Source organism: Ignavibacteriales bacterium, assembly GCA_026390575.1.
Lineage (GTDB): Bacteria > Bacteroidota > Ignavibacteria > UBA10030 > UBA10030 > Fen-1298.
The window spans coordinates 354408-370234 of the sequence record JAPLFR010000015.1 but is presented as its reverse complement, the minus strand read 5'-3'; the positions used below and the strand labels follow the sequence as shown (position 1 = coordinate 370234).

The following is a 15827-nucleotide window of genomic DNA, read 5'->3' as shown; positions in this document are numbered from 1 at the left end:
AAAACGATATATTGGATTGTATGAAAGATAATTCTGAGCGTTAAAAAGGATACGGCATATGAAAAAAAGTCCTCTACCCAGACGGACAATCCCCTGGTTCCTCATCACCATTTTCCTGTCTTTGGCAGCCGGCATTTTCATCACAGGATTTTTTTTCTATCAAGATCAACAAGAACGCATCAAAATTGCGGCACAGAATGATCTTGCTGCTTTCGCAGATTTGAAAGCAGGACAAATTGCACAGTGGCGACAAGAACGCATTATCGATGCCGAGCTTACCTGCAACAATGCGGCGATCGCTCGTCAAGTTGAGATATATTTCAAGACCCCAGAGAAAACAAGTCCCAAACAAGATCTCTTCAAATTTATGAAATCCTTCCAGGACCATGCGGGGTACAGGTCTATTCTTCTGCTTGATGCAAAAAGAAATGTTCGTTTGTCAGTATCCAATCATGATGATTCTGTTTGTTCATATGGACACACAATTTTTAAAGAAGTACTCCTTTATCGGCAAATTACTTTTTCTGATTTACACTGTTCGAAAAGTGTTCCATACGTGCACATCGATTTGATTGTTCCCATTTTCTCTCCGGATCGGAGCGATAGCACGATCATCGGTACGCTACTCCTACGTATTGATCCGCAGGTAGTTCTCTTTCCGCTCATCAAAACATGGCCAACACCAAGCCGTACATCCGAGACACTGCTGCTCGAGCAAGTTGGGGACAGCGTCGTCTATTTAAATGAGCTTCGTCACCGGAAAAATACGACGCTGACATTGCGCATGCCAATTTCTAACGAACAACTTCCCGCATCGATGGCAGCACGCGGAATTGAAAGAAATGTAGAAGGAAAAGATTATCGCAGTGTTCCTGTCCTTGCAGCAATTAGAAAAATTCAAAATACTCCATGGTTTATGATAGCTAAAGTTGATCAGGAAGAAATTTATGCACCTCTTCGTTCACAAACATGGATCGCGGTTATTGGGATGTTTCTCTTCCTCCTTGCAGCCGGCGGCATTATCGTGTCCTGGTGGCGGCATCAACAGGCAAAATTCTATCGCGATAAATATTTAGCCGAAGTGGAGCGCCAAGCCCTTATGAAGCACTTCGATTATATCATTAAGTATGCGAATGACTGTATATTATTAATCAATATGGATGGCCGGATCAAAGAAGTGAACGACCAGGCATGCAAGGTATATGGTTACACACGAGAAGAATTTGCACAATTACGTATTCACGATCTCCGTTCAGAGAGAACTCGCCTTTCCGTTGATAAGCAAATGAACCAAGTTGCAGAGCGAGGCGGATTAGTGTTTGAAACAGAGCACCGGCGGAAAGATGGCACAGTGTTTCCTGTCGAAGTTAGTTCACGGTTCATTAAGATTGACGAAACGAGGTTTTACCAAAGCATCATACGCGATATTACTGAGCGCAAGCGCGCAGAAGAAAAATTACGATCATTAGCTTCGCGTAATGATGCAATCCTTTCGTCCGTTCCTGATATTATTATGGAAGTAGACAACAATAAAGTCTATACGTGGGCAAACCGTGCGGGTATAGAATTCTTTGGAGAAGATGTCCTTGGTAAAGAAGCAGCGTTTTATTTCGAAGGTGAACAAGAGACCTATCAAAAAGTTCAACCTATTTTTATCGGCGATGAAAACGTTATCTATGTTGAAAGCTGGCAGCGGCGTAAGGACGGTGAAAAACGTTTGTTGGCTTGGTGGTGCCGTGTGTTGAAAGACGAAAATGGAAATGTGTCAGGGGCGTTATCGACAGCACGCGATATCACCGATCGCAATCGCGCAGAAGAAGTCTTAAAAGAAAGTGAAGAGCGGTACAGGCAATTATTTGAACTCTCGCCCGATACGATTTTTATCCAAAGCGAAGGCAACATTGCATTCATCAATGAGGCAGGTGTTCATTTGTTTGGGGCAACAAGCAAGGAAGAACTCATTGGACGACGAGTCATACATCTCATGCATCCTGAGTATCGTGAAATTGTTGCGGAGAGAATAAAACACCTGAAAGAGTTGAAATCACCTGTACCGATGATTGAAGAGAAGTATTTACGTTTGGATGGTTCTTCAGTTGATGTCGAAGTAGTTGCAAGTCCTTTTCTGTTTAAAGGGAAACCAGCGGCGCAAGTTGTTGTACGAGATATCACTCAACGAAAGCTGGTAGAACAAACCTTGCGAGAAAGTGAAGATCGATTCCGAAGAATATTCGAGGAAAGTCCGCTGGGAATGGCAACTTCTAATTTAGATTTCAAATTTATTGAAGCCAATGCAACTTTTTGCAGAATGATGGGTTATGAAGAAAACGAATTGACCTCCCTCACCTTCAAAGATATTACACATCCAGAACATATCACGGGTGATATAGAATCGATTAAAAGACTTTTTGCTGGAGAAATACCTCTATACCATACTGAGAAGCGCTACGTACGAAAAGATAAAAGAGTTGTCTGGGGGGCGGCAACTATTACAATTGTCCGCGATATGAATAAAAGATTTTTATACTTTCTCGCTATGATCGAGGATATCACCGAACGCAAGCTTGGAGAAGAATCGTTACTTGAAAGCGAAGAAAAATATCGGACACTTTTTGAAAACTCTCTTGAAGGAATCGGTCTTTCCAAAGGAAATAAGGTAATCCATGCCAACAAAGCATTGCTTGAAATCTTTGGCTATGATGATTTAGACAAATTCCTTGCCAAACCATTACTAGAACATATTGCTCCTGAATCGCAAAATATAATCCAGGATATGCTCGAAAAAGTTAAAAAAGGAGAACCAACTGAAAAGAGGTTTACTTATAAAATAATTCGTAAAAATGGCGAAAAGAGAGACTTAGAAATCGCTACAGATCATGTAAGGATTGGAATTGAGGTTTATACACAAAGCACGTTCCGTGATATCACCGAACGCAAACGCACTGAAGAAGCACTTCGCGAAAACGAAGAAAAGTATCGTCGATTGTTTGATATGGAATCTGATGCTCTCTTCCTGATCGATGACGAAACGGGTCAGATCATTGAAGCTAATGCAGCCGCCTCCACTCTGTACGGATACCAGCACCAGGAATTGCTACAGATGCGTAATGTGGATCTATCGGCAGAACCAGATGAGACAAGCCGTGCAGGCAAAAATCCTACTGAAACTCGTATTCCGATCCGCTACCATCGAAAAAAAGATGGGTCAGTATTCCCGATAGAGATCACGGCTACCCGACTCAGCTGGCGAGGTCGTCCAGCCCATATGCCCGCTATTCGGGATATCACAGAACGGATTCGGTCAGAAGAGGCGCTACGAGAAAGCGAAGAACGATATCGGGAATTGTATACGAATGCTAATATTGGAATCTATCGTACGACACCAAATGGAGACATTCTTCTTGCCAATCCACAGCTTCTTAACATGCTCGGGTTTTCCTCGATCGAAGCGCTCAAGGCCCGTAATCTAGAACAATCAGGATTTGAACCATCTTATCCAAGAACTGATTTCAAGCGAAAAATGGAACAGGAAGGAGAGGTAAAGGGTCTTGAATCAGCTTGGCGGCGAAGAGATGGTTCAACTATTTTTGTCCGTGAAAATGCGAAAGCGATCCACGATCCGGATAACTCCATACTCTATTACGATGGGATAGCAGAAGACATTACAGAACATAAACATGCTGAAGAAAGTCTAAGAAAGAGTGAAGAGCTTTTCAAAATGCTCGTAGAATCTTCTCCAGTTGCGATCGCCGTGTTCTCCGGCGCAACAAAAGACATCGAGTACGTCAGCCATCGATTTACTCAATTGTTCGGGTACGAACAACAGGACATCCCTTCCCTGGATTCTTGGTGGTCATTTGCATACCCTATCGACGAATATCGGAATCAAATAGAATCTATCTGGAACAATTCTGTAGAACAAGCACAACTCGAGGCTAATGACACCGAACCCCTGGAATCTGTAATTACGTGCAAGGATGGTTCCAGTAAGTATATCGAATCTACATTCTCATCGATGGGGGAACTCACGCTCGTCTTCTTTTCCGATCTCACTCAACACCGGATGGCAGAAGAGGCGCTTCGCCAAACGCACGCCTTTAACGATCTGCTCATCCAGACAATGCCATTCGGGATGAACATTGTTGATGAAGAAGGAAATATCCTTTTTGTCAGTAAAGCTATGAAGGAAATGCTTACAGTCGATGTTGTAGATATGTGTTGCTGGAAAGTGTACAAAGACAACGAACAGCAATGCCAAGACTGTCCATTGAAGAGAGGAATCTCATTTGGCAAACCAGATGTTATTGAAACAATGGGTATCTTAGGCGGTAAAACTTTCCAGATCAGTCATGTGGGTATGATGTACGAAGGACGCAAGGCGATGCTGGAGGTTTTCCAAGACATTACCGAACAAAAGAAGCTTCAGCAAGAGTTAGTGCAATCTCAAAAGATGCTTAGCATTGGTACACTCGCAGGCGGAATTGCACATGATTTCAACAATATTCTTGGGATTATTCTCGGGTATACTTCCATTCTTCCCTCGATGAAAAGTGATCCACAGAAATTTTCCGACGGAGTGAATGCGATCAAACAAGCAGTCGATCGAGGCGCAGGATTGGTCAAGCAAATTCTTACTTTTGCCCGCAAGACTGACGTTGCATTCGGACCATTAGATGTTCCCGATCTTACGCGAGAACTTGTATCGATGCTGCAACAGACATTTTCAAAAACCATCACCTTCAACACAGAAATAGAAATACAGCTTCCCCTCATTAATGCCGATCATACACAAATTCATCAGATATTACTCAATCTCTGCGTCAATGCACGGGACGCTATGCCCAACGGCGGTGTCATTTCAATTAAAGCGTATATGGCACTAGGTATTAATTTGCGGGAACGCTTCCCAACGGCAAATGAGCATCGTTACATCTGCATAACTGTATCCGATACCGGAACAGGGATGGATGAAACGACTCGCAATAGAATTTTCGATCCGTTCTTCACAACAAAAGAAAAAGGGAAAGGAACAGGATTGGGACTTTCTGTAGTGTACGGTGTTGTTCAAGCTCACCACGGTTTCGTGGACGTGGAAAGCGCGGTCGGAAGCGGAACGAGTTTCCAGCTATACTTCCCTGTTCCAAAGGAAAGCATTTCTACTCTTGAAACAGCTAAAGCAGAAAAACAAGTTCACGGCGGAAACGAGACTATTCTTGTTGTGGAAGATGAAGACTTACTGCTCGATATGGTACAGATTCTTCTTGAAACGCACGGTTATACTGTGCTAACGGCTAAAGACGGTATGGAAGCGGTGAATGTATACAACCAGCATGCACACGAGATTGCACTCGTTATGAGTGACATGGGTTTGCCAAAATTGTCGGGCGATGGTGAATTTAAAAAACTCAAAGAAATAAACCCTGCAGTGAAAATGATATTAGCCAGCGGATTTTTTGAACCAGATATAAAAGCAAAATTGGAAGATGCCGGCGTACGGGGATTTTTACCAAAGCCATACATCATTGAAGATGTGCTCGCAAAAATCAGGGAAGCGTTAGATTAAAGGAATCCGAAAAGAATAAAACCGATGAATGAAAAAACTATGGAAATGAACAATGGCTTCTCTTGCCCGCTGCCAATGATGGAATACAAGCATGTTTTGCTGGCACACGGCGGGGGCGGAAAACTCTCGCACCAGTTGATCAAAAATATGTTTGCATCGCAATTTAAAAATGAACTGCTTGAACCGTTGCACGATGGTGCTATCTTCTCAATTGGTACCACACGGTTCGCATTTTCTACCGATTCGTACGTCATCAATCCAATTTTCTTCCCAGGTGGAAATATTGGCACACTCGCCGTAAACGGAACCGTGAATGATCTTTCCATGTGCGGTGCACGCCCGCTTTATCTTTCTGCCGCATTTATTATTGAAGAAGGATTATCCATGGAAGAATTATGGCGCGTTGTACGTTCTATGGAAACTGCGGCAAAAGCAGCGGGGGTTCAACTGGTTACCGGTGACACGAAAGTGGTTGATCGCGGAAAAGGCGACAAAATTTTCGTCAATACATCGGGCATTGGTATTCTTCCGGATGGAGTTACCATCAGTCCGCGGCATGCAAAACCAGGAGATAAGATTATTTTAAGCGGTACAATTGCTGATCATGGAATCGCCATCATGTCTGTACGGGAAGGATTGGAGTTTGAAACTCAGATTGAAAGCGACTGTGCACCGCTCAATGAATTAGTAGAGACGATGTTTGCGGCAAGCCAGGAAATTCACGTTCTTCGCGACCCGACGCGCGGCGGTGTTGCATCTGTTCTCAACGAAATTGCCGAGAGTGCTGCTATCGGAATTTCTATTTTTGAAGATCGCATACCTGTCTCTGAAGAAGTACTGGGTGCTTGCGAAATCCTTGGCTTCGATCCACTCTATGTAGCAAATGAAGGCAAACTCCTTGCATTCGTTGCTCCGTCGGCAGGAGATAAAGTGCTTGGAGCAATGCGCACGCATCCGTTAGGAAAAAATGCTGTTATTATCGGCGAGGTTGTTGCAGATCATTCCGGTACTGTGATTATGAAAACACGCATCGGGGGTTCGCGTGTGGTGGACATGCTCTCCGGCGAACAACTGCCAAGAATATGCTGATGATTATACTGATTTTCGCGATTTGGATTGATTGCGGATTTCACTGATTGTTAAACCAAAAGAGCTTCGAAATCAAGCAAAAGATATTTACAAAACAGTAAAAAATATTCGCTCAAGCACTACCTATCAGTGTAATCTGTCCGTCTCGATTCATCGAGACGGGCAATCCGTGTTGAATCAGTGAAAAACAGAGTAATCCCGATACTTCACTTTCCCATTTTCTTCACGATCTCAGGCACAGCGCTTTTGGGGAGCATCACTCCGAGCATCTTCAACTTCACAAAATCTTCATGAAAAAAGTAATAACCAGAATGTGAGTTGTTGCGCGAGCCAGCACCCGAATCTTTTACGAGATACCAATCTGTTCCATCTTTCTGTGTATAACCGACGATGTGAATACCATGGTCATCCTCGGTTGTAGCATTTTTAAATCTAAAAATACGTGCATTTTCATCAATGTATTGCGATGGAATATCAAATGTTGGTATAACAGCAATGCCCGCATGCCCTTCGATCCCCGGTTCCGAGACATCGCCGCCGATGACTTCAGTATAACCTGTGCGAACCGCATTCTTCACTGCTGCCATAAAATCGCTCAAAGGAACGTTGAAGTAATCCTTGCTATGCCACCAATTATCCGGTACGTCAAATTCCACAGATGTGTAATACGGGCGGTCGGCAAAAGATACAAGTTCCACATATTCGTCCAGGTTCAATTTGACAACCTTTTCAAAATATTCCTTCGGTGTCATTTCCTTGTTACCGACAAGAATTTTTTCCGGCGGCGCACCGATGTAATGATTAAGAATGGATTTGACGTTATGTTCCACCGCATCCTCATCCCAACTGTTTGAAGTTTTAAGAGATTTAAGATATGTCTCCAATTCCGCAAACATTTTGGAATGATCGTGAAAGGGCTGACCGTTGAGCAATCCGGTGTACGCATCTGCAGGAACAATACCATGATTCTTCCATATACGTTTTACAGCGTCCGACTCCGATCCTTCACCGAACTCCTGATCGCCGCGCGCCCGAACATACCCACGCGCCTTTTCAACGTATTCCCAATACACAGTGTAAAGTTCAGAGAGTTTGATCTCGCGTTTGCTCAACCGGAATATTTCAGATTCGAAAAATGATGTTGTGGAAAAACACCAGCACATTCCGGAGACTGCCTGTGAGACCGGCTTGTTATGCCAATACGTTGTGAATTCATCTAAGGATTTCGGTGGATTGAATTGAGTAAAATCAACCCGCAGTTTTTTATTCGCAGTTGAATCCTTCTTATAGAATTTATCAAGTGTCGTTTTGACGGAATCCCAAAATTCATTCTTTGATTCTATGAACACTGCTTTATCGCGTCGCTCGATTTGCGCATACAAAACGTTTGAGCTGAATTCAAAGATTATGAACAAATAGATCAATTTTTTCAAGCAAATTCCCTTTCTGATATTGTTCAAAATAAATATGGAATAAACATCTTTGTTCTCTTCATGTATGCGTGATACTCTTCGCCAAATTTGATCAGCATCTCTTTCTCCTCCTGTTTGGCAGTTGCAATCAATGCAAAAAAGTTGAACAAAACAAGAGCAGTCGTTTCAATCGTGATCTGTTTAAAGAATATTCCAAATCCTAATAATACAAGCGAGGCGTATAATGGATGGCGGATGAATTTATAGAGCCCAACAACGACGAGCTTCGAGGTATTTTCGAAGTCGCCTTTTGGTTTGCCGATAACCCGGAGAAGGTAGAAACCCGTAGCGGCGTAGACAATCGAAACGAAGAGTAGTATCCATGAAATGAGTTGATTCCACAGCAGCGTGTGCTTAAACCATACGGGTACATTGAGGAGCACGAGTAAGAGAATGCACTCGAAGGAAAAGAATCGTGGAATACCATGAGGACGCTTGGCTTTAATGGAGAATCGCCAAGTGAAGACGAGAGCGCCACATGTTCCAAGAATAAAAATCAATATCGATGTAACTTCCAGAGGACACTCCATACAATGAAACTGATCGATCTATATTTTTTATCTCTTTAAGATATCTATGAGATTGCCATCCTTATCACGGAGGTGAACAACGAGGGGCATTTCACCAGGTAACGAATGCGTCGCACAGGCATTGCATGGATCGTATGCGCGGAATGCCATTTCAATCATATTGAGAAGACCGTCATTTACTTTTCCGCCATGAATGAGGCCTTTCGCTGCTTTATCAACACCCATTGCAATACGTGCGCCGTTATGTGCGGTAGCAACAATGAGGTTCACTTTTGTGATCAATCCACGTTCGTCCGTTTCATAATGATGGATGAGTGTACCGCGCGGTGCTTCGACAATACCAATGCCGACAGTCGGTGTTTTTGTCGGAATCGTACGAATGTCTTTGCTGGTGATTTCAATATCATTCACGAGTTCAACGCATCGTTCTGCAGCCTGCAGCATCTCCACAACACGTGCCCAATGATTAGCAAGTGTCATGTGCACCGGCTTTCCACCTAAAGTCTTATAGAGTTCATCGCACGCTTTCTGCGCCTCAGCGGTCGCCATACCATCGGCAACATTGAGACGCGCAAGCGGCGCAACAGAATAGACACCACTTTCAATTCCGTCCACAAATCCTTTCCATCCGACCATTTTGAGGTAAGGGAATTTTACATAGCTCCAAGGTTCAACCTGTTCTGCGATGTGATCAAGATATTGCTGGGGCGCAAACTTGATGAATTCGTTTCCGCTTGGATCGACTACCCTCACCTTACCATCATAGAAATTGAGCTTGTTGTTCTCATCCACTAAACCCATATAGTATGTTTTATGAGTGTAGGTCTCGGAAGTAATCATCTTGACATAGGTATCATTCTTTAACACAATATCTTTGAATACCTGCAATGTGAATTTGGCAAACTCTAATCCATCATTAGCCACTTCTTTAAACTTCGGTAAATCTTCTAGAGCTATTCCTTTTGAGACTCCGCCCGGTAATCCGAAAACCGGATGGATTACTTTACCACCGAGGTAACTTATCAATTCACGCAATCGGCGCCGCATAGAAATTACTTTCTTGCCAACATCCACACCCACTTTGCCTATCACACCGACTACATTACGCAATTCTTTCGGTGCATCCGGGCCAACGATGAAATCAGGGCCGCCAAGAATATACACATGAAGCGCGTGGTCTTCGAGCATAAAGAGATTATAAATCAACTCACGAATTTTCTTTGCTGCAGGTGGTGGATCTACTTTATAGAGGTCATCCAACGCTTTCGTACCAGCCATATGATGTGCTGTTGGGCATACACCACAGATGCGGCTGGTAATTTGCGGCATATCTTCGGCAGGACGTCCCTTGGAGAAAATCTCGAAGCCGCGCAATTCTGGGATTTGATAATATGCCTTCGTCACTTCACCTTTATCATCAAGAAAGATATCGATCTTTCCATGACCTTCAAGACGAGTGATAGGATCAATCGTTATTCGTCGAGTTGTAGTTGTTGCTTCCATTATTGTTCCTCGTGTTAATCTGCCTTGAAATCGTCAAAGCTTATTTTTTATTTCGGCAATTTACCCATAACTTTTTTCCCCCAGCGATGCAGGCGATGGAAAGAAGCTACCGGTTCAGTAAACATCATAATGCATTCACCATAGACAACACGAATATTATGATCTTTACAAAATTGTATTGCTTGCGGCGATTCCGTTTGCTGCTGCAGCCAGACATGCTCAATACCTGCCTCAAGAATTTCCGGTAATACCTTCATCGTTTTTTCTGGTGGAAGCATTATTACAACACCATCGACCTTTTCAGGCAACGATTTGATGTTTGGATAACATCGATCACCCTCAATCTTATCTGCATTCGGATTAACAGGATATACCGTAAATCCGTGTGTTTTCAAAAAACGGTATGCAACGTTTGCTAATTGCTTGGTATCTCGCGAGACACCGATAAGAGCGAGCTTTTTCTGTGATAAAAAATCATCTATGGATTTACGGGAAACCATAATTAAAAATTCTTTCTTCTCAATAGCGATACTGGTAAACCGTAACGATAAAATGTTCCGACAGGGTCCGGAATTGTTGCCAGTGTCTCATCAATTCCTTTTTCATCTTTCGCTTCTATCTGCGATGCAAGGGCAGAAAGAATTTTTGCTCCCTGATCTTTCACCCGCGAGGTCGGTCCAAAACAGCCGGTGCATGGCATATTGCCTGAGATGCAAACACCTTCACAACCGCCTCGTGTCGCAGGCCCCATACAAACAATGCCCTGCGCCAGCAAACAAGTATTGGGATCAATTTGTGTCCAGTGCGGACGTTTGAATTCCGTAAACTTTAGATCGCTTGGCTTTGTATCTTTTTTCGGGCATTCATCACAAAGTGCAATATCCGGTGCCAATATTGCGCCTTTCTCCGATAATTTTCCGGAAAGAAGTACTTCAAGGGCTTGCTTCAGCAATTTCGGCGTCGGCGGACATCCGGGTAAATAATAATCGACATCGATGACCTGATCAAGCGCACGTACAATATTAAAGAATGTTGGCAATGTAACGGAACTGCCGTTTGTTCCAAATTTCACTTCCGGACGTGTTTTCTCCTTGTTCACCGTTGAAGGTGATTCTTCATATACGTATTTGAGAATTTCTTCACGCTGAAATTGATTGGCGAGTCCTGGAATACCTCCCATATGCGCGCATGAACCATAGGCGATGATAAGCTTGCTTTTCTTCCGCATGAGCTTCGCCATCTCTTCCTGCTCCGATGTCCGTATAGCTCCATTGACCATCGAGACCAAGATCGAACCATCAGCCATCGCTTCAACATCTTTTTTCTTGAAATCCATAGCAACAGGCCACATCACAATATCCACTGCCGCAACTACATCCAGAATGTTTTCGGCGAGGTCAACAACTGATTCCTCGCAGCCGCCGCAGGAAGCACACCAGTAGAAAGCCACTTTCGGTTTATCAGGCATGGACTGCTTCCTCCTTTCCCTGAACTTCTTGTTCAAGTGTCTCCATTTCTTTATCCCATTCCGCAAATTTCTTCGGTAATCCGAGCGGGCCGAGTCTGCGCACTTGCTCTGTCATTTCATTGATGACTGTTTTGACACGCTCGCCTTCAGAAGCAGATATCCACTCAAGACGAAACCGTTTTTCTTCAATTCCCATATCTTTCAGCATTCGTTTGAGAAGCCGCATACGGCGAAGCGCCTTATAATTGCCTTCCATATAATGACAATCCCCGGGGTGACATCCGCCGATGAGAACACCATCCGCACCTTTGGAAAAAGCATCAAGAATGAATTGCGGATCAATGCGTCCGGAACACATCACGCGAATAATTCGAGCATTGGGTGCATATCGAAGACGCGAGACTCCAGCAAGGTCTGCCGCAGTGTATGTGCACCAGTTGCAGAAAAAAGCAACAATATGCGGTTCCCATCCGTTTGAATTTTCTTCTTGTTCTATTATTGTTGACATAGTATTTTCTTCTCCAGGTTCACATTCAACAGCATGCGCTCTGTTCCATTTTCAATAAGCCGTCAATCTCACTGAAGATCATTTCATCTTCAAACAAATTCTGTTTGATCGAGCCGGATGGACATGCCGCAACGCATGTGCCGCAACCTTTACAGAGTGCTTCATTGATGAATGCCTTTTGCTTTGCTTCGTCGCGAGAGATAGCATTGTATGGGCATATCGTGAGACACGTACGGCAGCCTGAACATTCTTCTTGCACAACAAAAGCTGTATTCGGCTCCAGTTCGATCTCACCGGTATCGATAAGCGTGAGCGCTTGGGCAGCAGCTGCACCTGCCTGTGCAACACTATCGGGAATGTCTTTCGGTCCCTGGCAAGCACCGGCGATAAAAATACCGTCTGTAAAAGTATCTACAGGTGCAAGTTTTGGATGACGTTCGAGGAAGAATCCTTCTGTTGAACAAGAAATATTGAACATCCGCCGCACATCTTGCGAATCTGCTTGGGGTTCCATTCCAACGGCAAGTACGACCATATCCACCGGTACGCGGCGCACAATGCCGATCATCGTGTCTTCTGCACGGATGATAAGCTTCCCTTCTTCCGACGGACGCACCGCCCAGTCGGACACTTCAGCTACACGTCCGCGAATAAAATGAACATTTTCATCGAGAAGTTTGTCGTAAAATTCTTCGTATGATTTTCCTGCCGCTCGAATGTCGATATAGAAATTGTAGACTTCTGCGTCGGTATGCTCTTTCAGCAGATGTGCAAGCTTCAGTGAATACATGCAGCAGGTACGGGAACACCAACGGTTCGTGTTCTTGTCCCGCGAGCCAACGCAATGAATGATGCCGACTGTTTTCGGATGGCGGCCATCACGAAGAATCAAATCACCGCCAGTAGGACCAGATGCATTGACAAGTCGTTCCACTTCCAGCGATGTATAGACATTTGGATATTTCCCATATCCATAGAATGGGATGCGTTTCGCATCAAACGTGTGATAGCCCGTCGCAAGAATAATAGTACCAACTTCAATTTCTTTAGTCTCTTCTTTCTGCTTAAAGTCTATCGCTTTCCGATCGCATGCTTCTATACAGGTCTTCTTGCATCGGCCGGATTTAAATTCAATGCAGGTTTCCCGATCGATCACCACAATTTGCGGAGTTGCCTGCGGGAATGGAATGTAGATCGGTTTCCGCTTACTCAATCCCACATTGAATTCGTCAGGCGTCTTGCCTTCTTTGTACACACACTTCTCAATACAATCCATACAGCCGACACACAATTCTTCATTGATATAGCGCGGCTTCCGCTTGATTGCAATTTTATAGTTGCCGACATAACCATCGACGTTTGACACTTCTGAATAAGTCCACAATGTAATATTGGGATGATTTTTCACCTGCGACATTTTCGGCGTAAGAATGCAGGCAGCACAGTCAAGTGTTGGAAATGTTTTATCGAACATTGCCATATGTCCGCCGATCGTTGGCTGTCTTTCCACGAGATACACTTTCTTGCCGGCGTTTGCAAGTGTGAGTGACGCATGAATCCCAGCAATACCACCGCCAACAACAAGCACATCAGGATGAATCTTTACATGCTTCGTTTCCAGAGCTTTGTGATGAAACACGCGCTGCACTGCTGCGCGAGCAAGGTCTTTCGCTTTTTCCGTCGCTGCTTGAGTATCGGTGTGAACCCACGAAACATTCTCGCGGATATTCACCATCTGAAAGTAATAAGGATTAAGACCGCCTTTTTCCACTGCCGTACGGAAGGTGTGCTCATGCAAGAGCGGCGAACATGACGCCACTATAATTCGGTTAAGCGAATGTTCTTTAATATCCTTCTGGATGAGTTCCTGTCCAGGATCGGAGCACATATATTTGTACTCACGCGAAATAGTAACACCGGGCAGTGTCTTCACATACTCAGCAACTGTTTTCACATCCACGATGGTGGCGATGTTGTGTCCGCAATGACAAACGTAGAATCCGATACGCATCGGTTCATTATGTCCATTACCATGCATTGGCCATTTCTCCTTTCGGATGTGTGATATGCTCCAGCGACGGCTTCTTGAAGAGCCGCTGCATTCCAAGTTCCTTTTCCGACAAACCGAGCGCGACACCAATAAGCTGCGTAAAATATGCTACCGGCAAATCAATTTTTTCTTTATAGATGCGATCAATACGTTCCTGATAGCATTCTAAATTGTGCTGGCAGAGCGGACAGCAGGTCAGCATGATGTCGGCGCCGCGTTTCTGAGCTTCTTTGAGAAGCAGGCGGTTCAAACGCAAACCTGCTTCTTGAGTTGTGCCAGTGAGGCTGCCGCCGCAACATCTTGTTTTCAACGGCCAATCGACCGGCTCTGCACCAAGCGCCTGCACTAGCTTATCCATCGTAACAGGATAATGTGAGTGATCAAACTTAGCAAAAGGCCGTACGACTTGGCAGCCATAATAACATGCAACCTTTAAACCTTTTAACGGATATTTAACACGCTTTGCAATATTTTCGATACCATAATCATTCACCAGTATATCCAAGGGATGACGTACATCTACGCGGCCATTGTAGTGAAGTCCAGCTTTATTCAGCTTTGCATTCACGTTCGCACTGACATCTGGATAGTCTTCGAGGTAACGTTCAGTTTTTGAGAGAACAAGGTAACATGCACTGCAAGGTGCAACCAAATTGATTGTACCTTCTGGAGACTGCAATTCAGCAAGCGCCAGGTTGCGTGCAGCAAGTGCAAATGCATCCATTTCATCAATAGAAACATACGATGTAGCACCGCAGCAGTTCCAATCTTTCAATTCTTCGTACTGAATTTCCAGCGCTTTGGCAACAGCAATCATAGATTCTTCGTATGCGCGTCCAGTACTTCGCAGCGAGCAACCGGGAAAACTAAGATATTTCATGATGGCTGCCCTCCTTTTTCATGTCCAAGGATAGCATGGATTTGATCGCGCCGTTTGACATGTTCTTTGCCGATTGTGAGACGACCCCGCAGAAAAAGTTTCAAGCCAAGAATAGATTCTTTCAACATTTTGAATGGATTCGTACGTAAATAGAGACTGATGAGCAGCCAGCTTTCCGTGTTCCGGCCATCTTTTAAAACTCGCTTGTAAAATTCCTGTGCAAGAATCGGAATCGCCAGGCGCTTTGGATGAAAGCCCATTTGAATTGCTTCGCGTTTGAGTGCATACATCACATCAGTGATATGAATTTGTCGGGGACATTGGACGTAACAAGAGTAACAGGATGCACAAAGCCAGATCGTCAGTGAGTTGAGAACTTCTTCCTTAAATCCTTCGCGGGTCATAGCGATAATCTTCCGCGGCGTATAATCCATATAATGCGCAAGCGGACAAGTGGCACTGCATGTGCCGCATTGAATACAGCTGAGAAGTTTCTGGCCGTACGCTTTTTTAGCCACGCGTTCGCCGAACTCGAGATCGAGTTCAGATTCAAATTTAATCCGCCGAACGACGTGTTTCATTTTTTCTATTTTCTGGGGTGCTTCGTCCTGGCGGATTGATGGTTGAGCGGGGAGTTGCATTCATTCCTCCTTAATAGGAATAATGTTCCGATTTGTCGTACAGGGTATGAAGAAGCATTATGAACACATTTTTATCTTGCGCGTTCAAATCACACTTATGTTTCGGACAATCAACTTTGCGAG

General features: G+C 44.2%; 11 protein-coding genes. 2 read left to right on the top strand and 9 right to left on the bottom strand.

Translation table 11 applies throughout. The features are described from left to right. Positions 1 to 58: 58 nt before the first annotated feature. Positions 59 to 5563, top strand: coding sequence for a PAS domain S-box protein (locus tag NTX44_12850; protein ID MCX6122489.1), 5505 nt, complete (start codon positions 59 to 61; stop codon positions 5561 to 5563). Between the two features lie 24 nt (positions 5564 to 5587). Continuing rightward, entirely contained in the window at positions 5588 to 6652 is a 1065-nt protein-coding gene (gene hypE / locus NTX44_12845; GenBank protein MCX6122488.1) for a hydrogenase expression/formation protein HypE, read from the top strand. A gap of 206 nt (positions 6653 to 6858) precedes the next feature. Here the strand turns inward: hypE and NTX44_12840 are convergent, their stop codons facing one another. Genes NTX44_12840 through NTX44_12800 form a run of 9 tightly spaced genes read right to left on the bottom strand, consistent with a single transcriptional unit; the run spans position 6859 to position 15704 of the window. Next, positions 6859 to 8085, bottom strand: a complete 1227-nt coding sequence (locus tag NTX44_12840; GenBank protein MCX6122487.1) for a peptidase C1 — start codon at positions 8083 to 8085, stop codon at positions 6859 to 6861. Positions 8086 to 8108: 23 nt separating this feature from the next. After that, positions 8109 to 8654 carry an isoprenylcysteine carboxylmethyltransferase family protein gene (locus NTX44_12835; protein ID MCX6122486.1) on the bottom strand — a complete coding sequence of 182 codons (546 nt, stop codon included), beginning with the start codon at positions 8652 to 8654 and terminating at the stop codon, positions 8109 to 8111. 27 nt (positions 8655 to 8681) lie between these two features. Continuing rightward, positions 8682 to 10157, bottom strand: coding sequence for a Ni/Fe hydrogenase subunit alpha (locus tag NTX44_12830; protein ID MCX6122485.1), 1476 nt, complete (start codon positions 10155 to 10157; stop codon positions 8682 to 8684). Between the two features lie 47 nt (positions 10158 to 10204). Next, entirely contained in the window at positions 10205 to 10657 is a 453-nt protein-coding gene (locus tag NTX44_12825; GenBank protein MCX6122484.1) for a CoA-binding protein, read from the bottom strand. Positions 10658 to 10659: 2 nt separating this feature from the next. Then, positions 10660 to 11625, bottom strand: coding sequence for a hypothetical protein (locus NTX44_12820; GenBank protein MCX6122483.1), 966 nt, complete (start codon positions 11623 to 11625; stop codon positions 10660 to 10662). Continuing rightward, positions 11618 to 12133 carry a hydrogenase iron-sulfur subunit gene (locus tag NTX44_12815; protein MCX6122482.1) on the bottom strand — a complete coding sequence of 172 codons (516 nt, stop codon included), beginning with the start codon at positions 12131 to 12133 and terminating at the stop codon, positions 11618 to 11620. Before NTX44_12815 ends, NTX44_12820 begins: the two co-directional genes overlap by 8 nt. Positions 12134 to 12158: 25 nt before the next feature. Then, positions 12159 to 14171 carry a CoB--CoM heterodisulfide reductase iron-sulfur subunit A family protein gene (locus NTX44_12810; protein MCX6122481.1) on the bottom strand — a complete coding sequence of 671 codons (2013 nt, stop codon included), beginning with the start codon at positions 14169 to 14171 and terminating at the stop codon, positions 12159 to 12161. Beyond that, on the bottom strand, positions 14161 to 15063 hold the full coding sequence (locus tag NTX44_12805) for a CoB--CoM heterodisulfide reductase iron-sulfur subunit B family protein (protein MCX6122480.1): 903 nt from the start codon (positions 15061 to 15063) through the stop codon (positions 14161 to 14163). Before NTX44_12805 ends, NTX44_12810 begins: the two co-directional genes overlap by 11 nt. Beyond that, positions 15060 to 15704, bottom strand: coding sequence for a 4Fe-4S dicluster domain-containing protein (locus NTX44_12800; GenBank protein MCX6122479.1), 645 nt, complete (start codon positions 15702 to 15704; stop codon positions 15060 to 15062). Before NTX44_12800 ends, NTX44_12805 begins: the two co-directional genes overlap by 4 nt. Between the last annotated feature and the right edge of the window lie 123 nt (positions 15705 to 15827).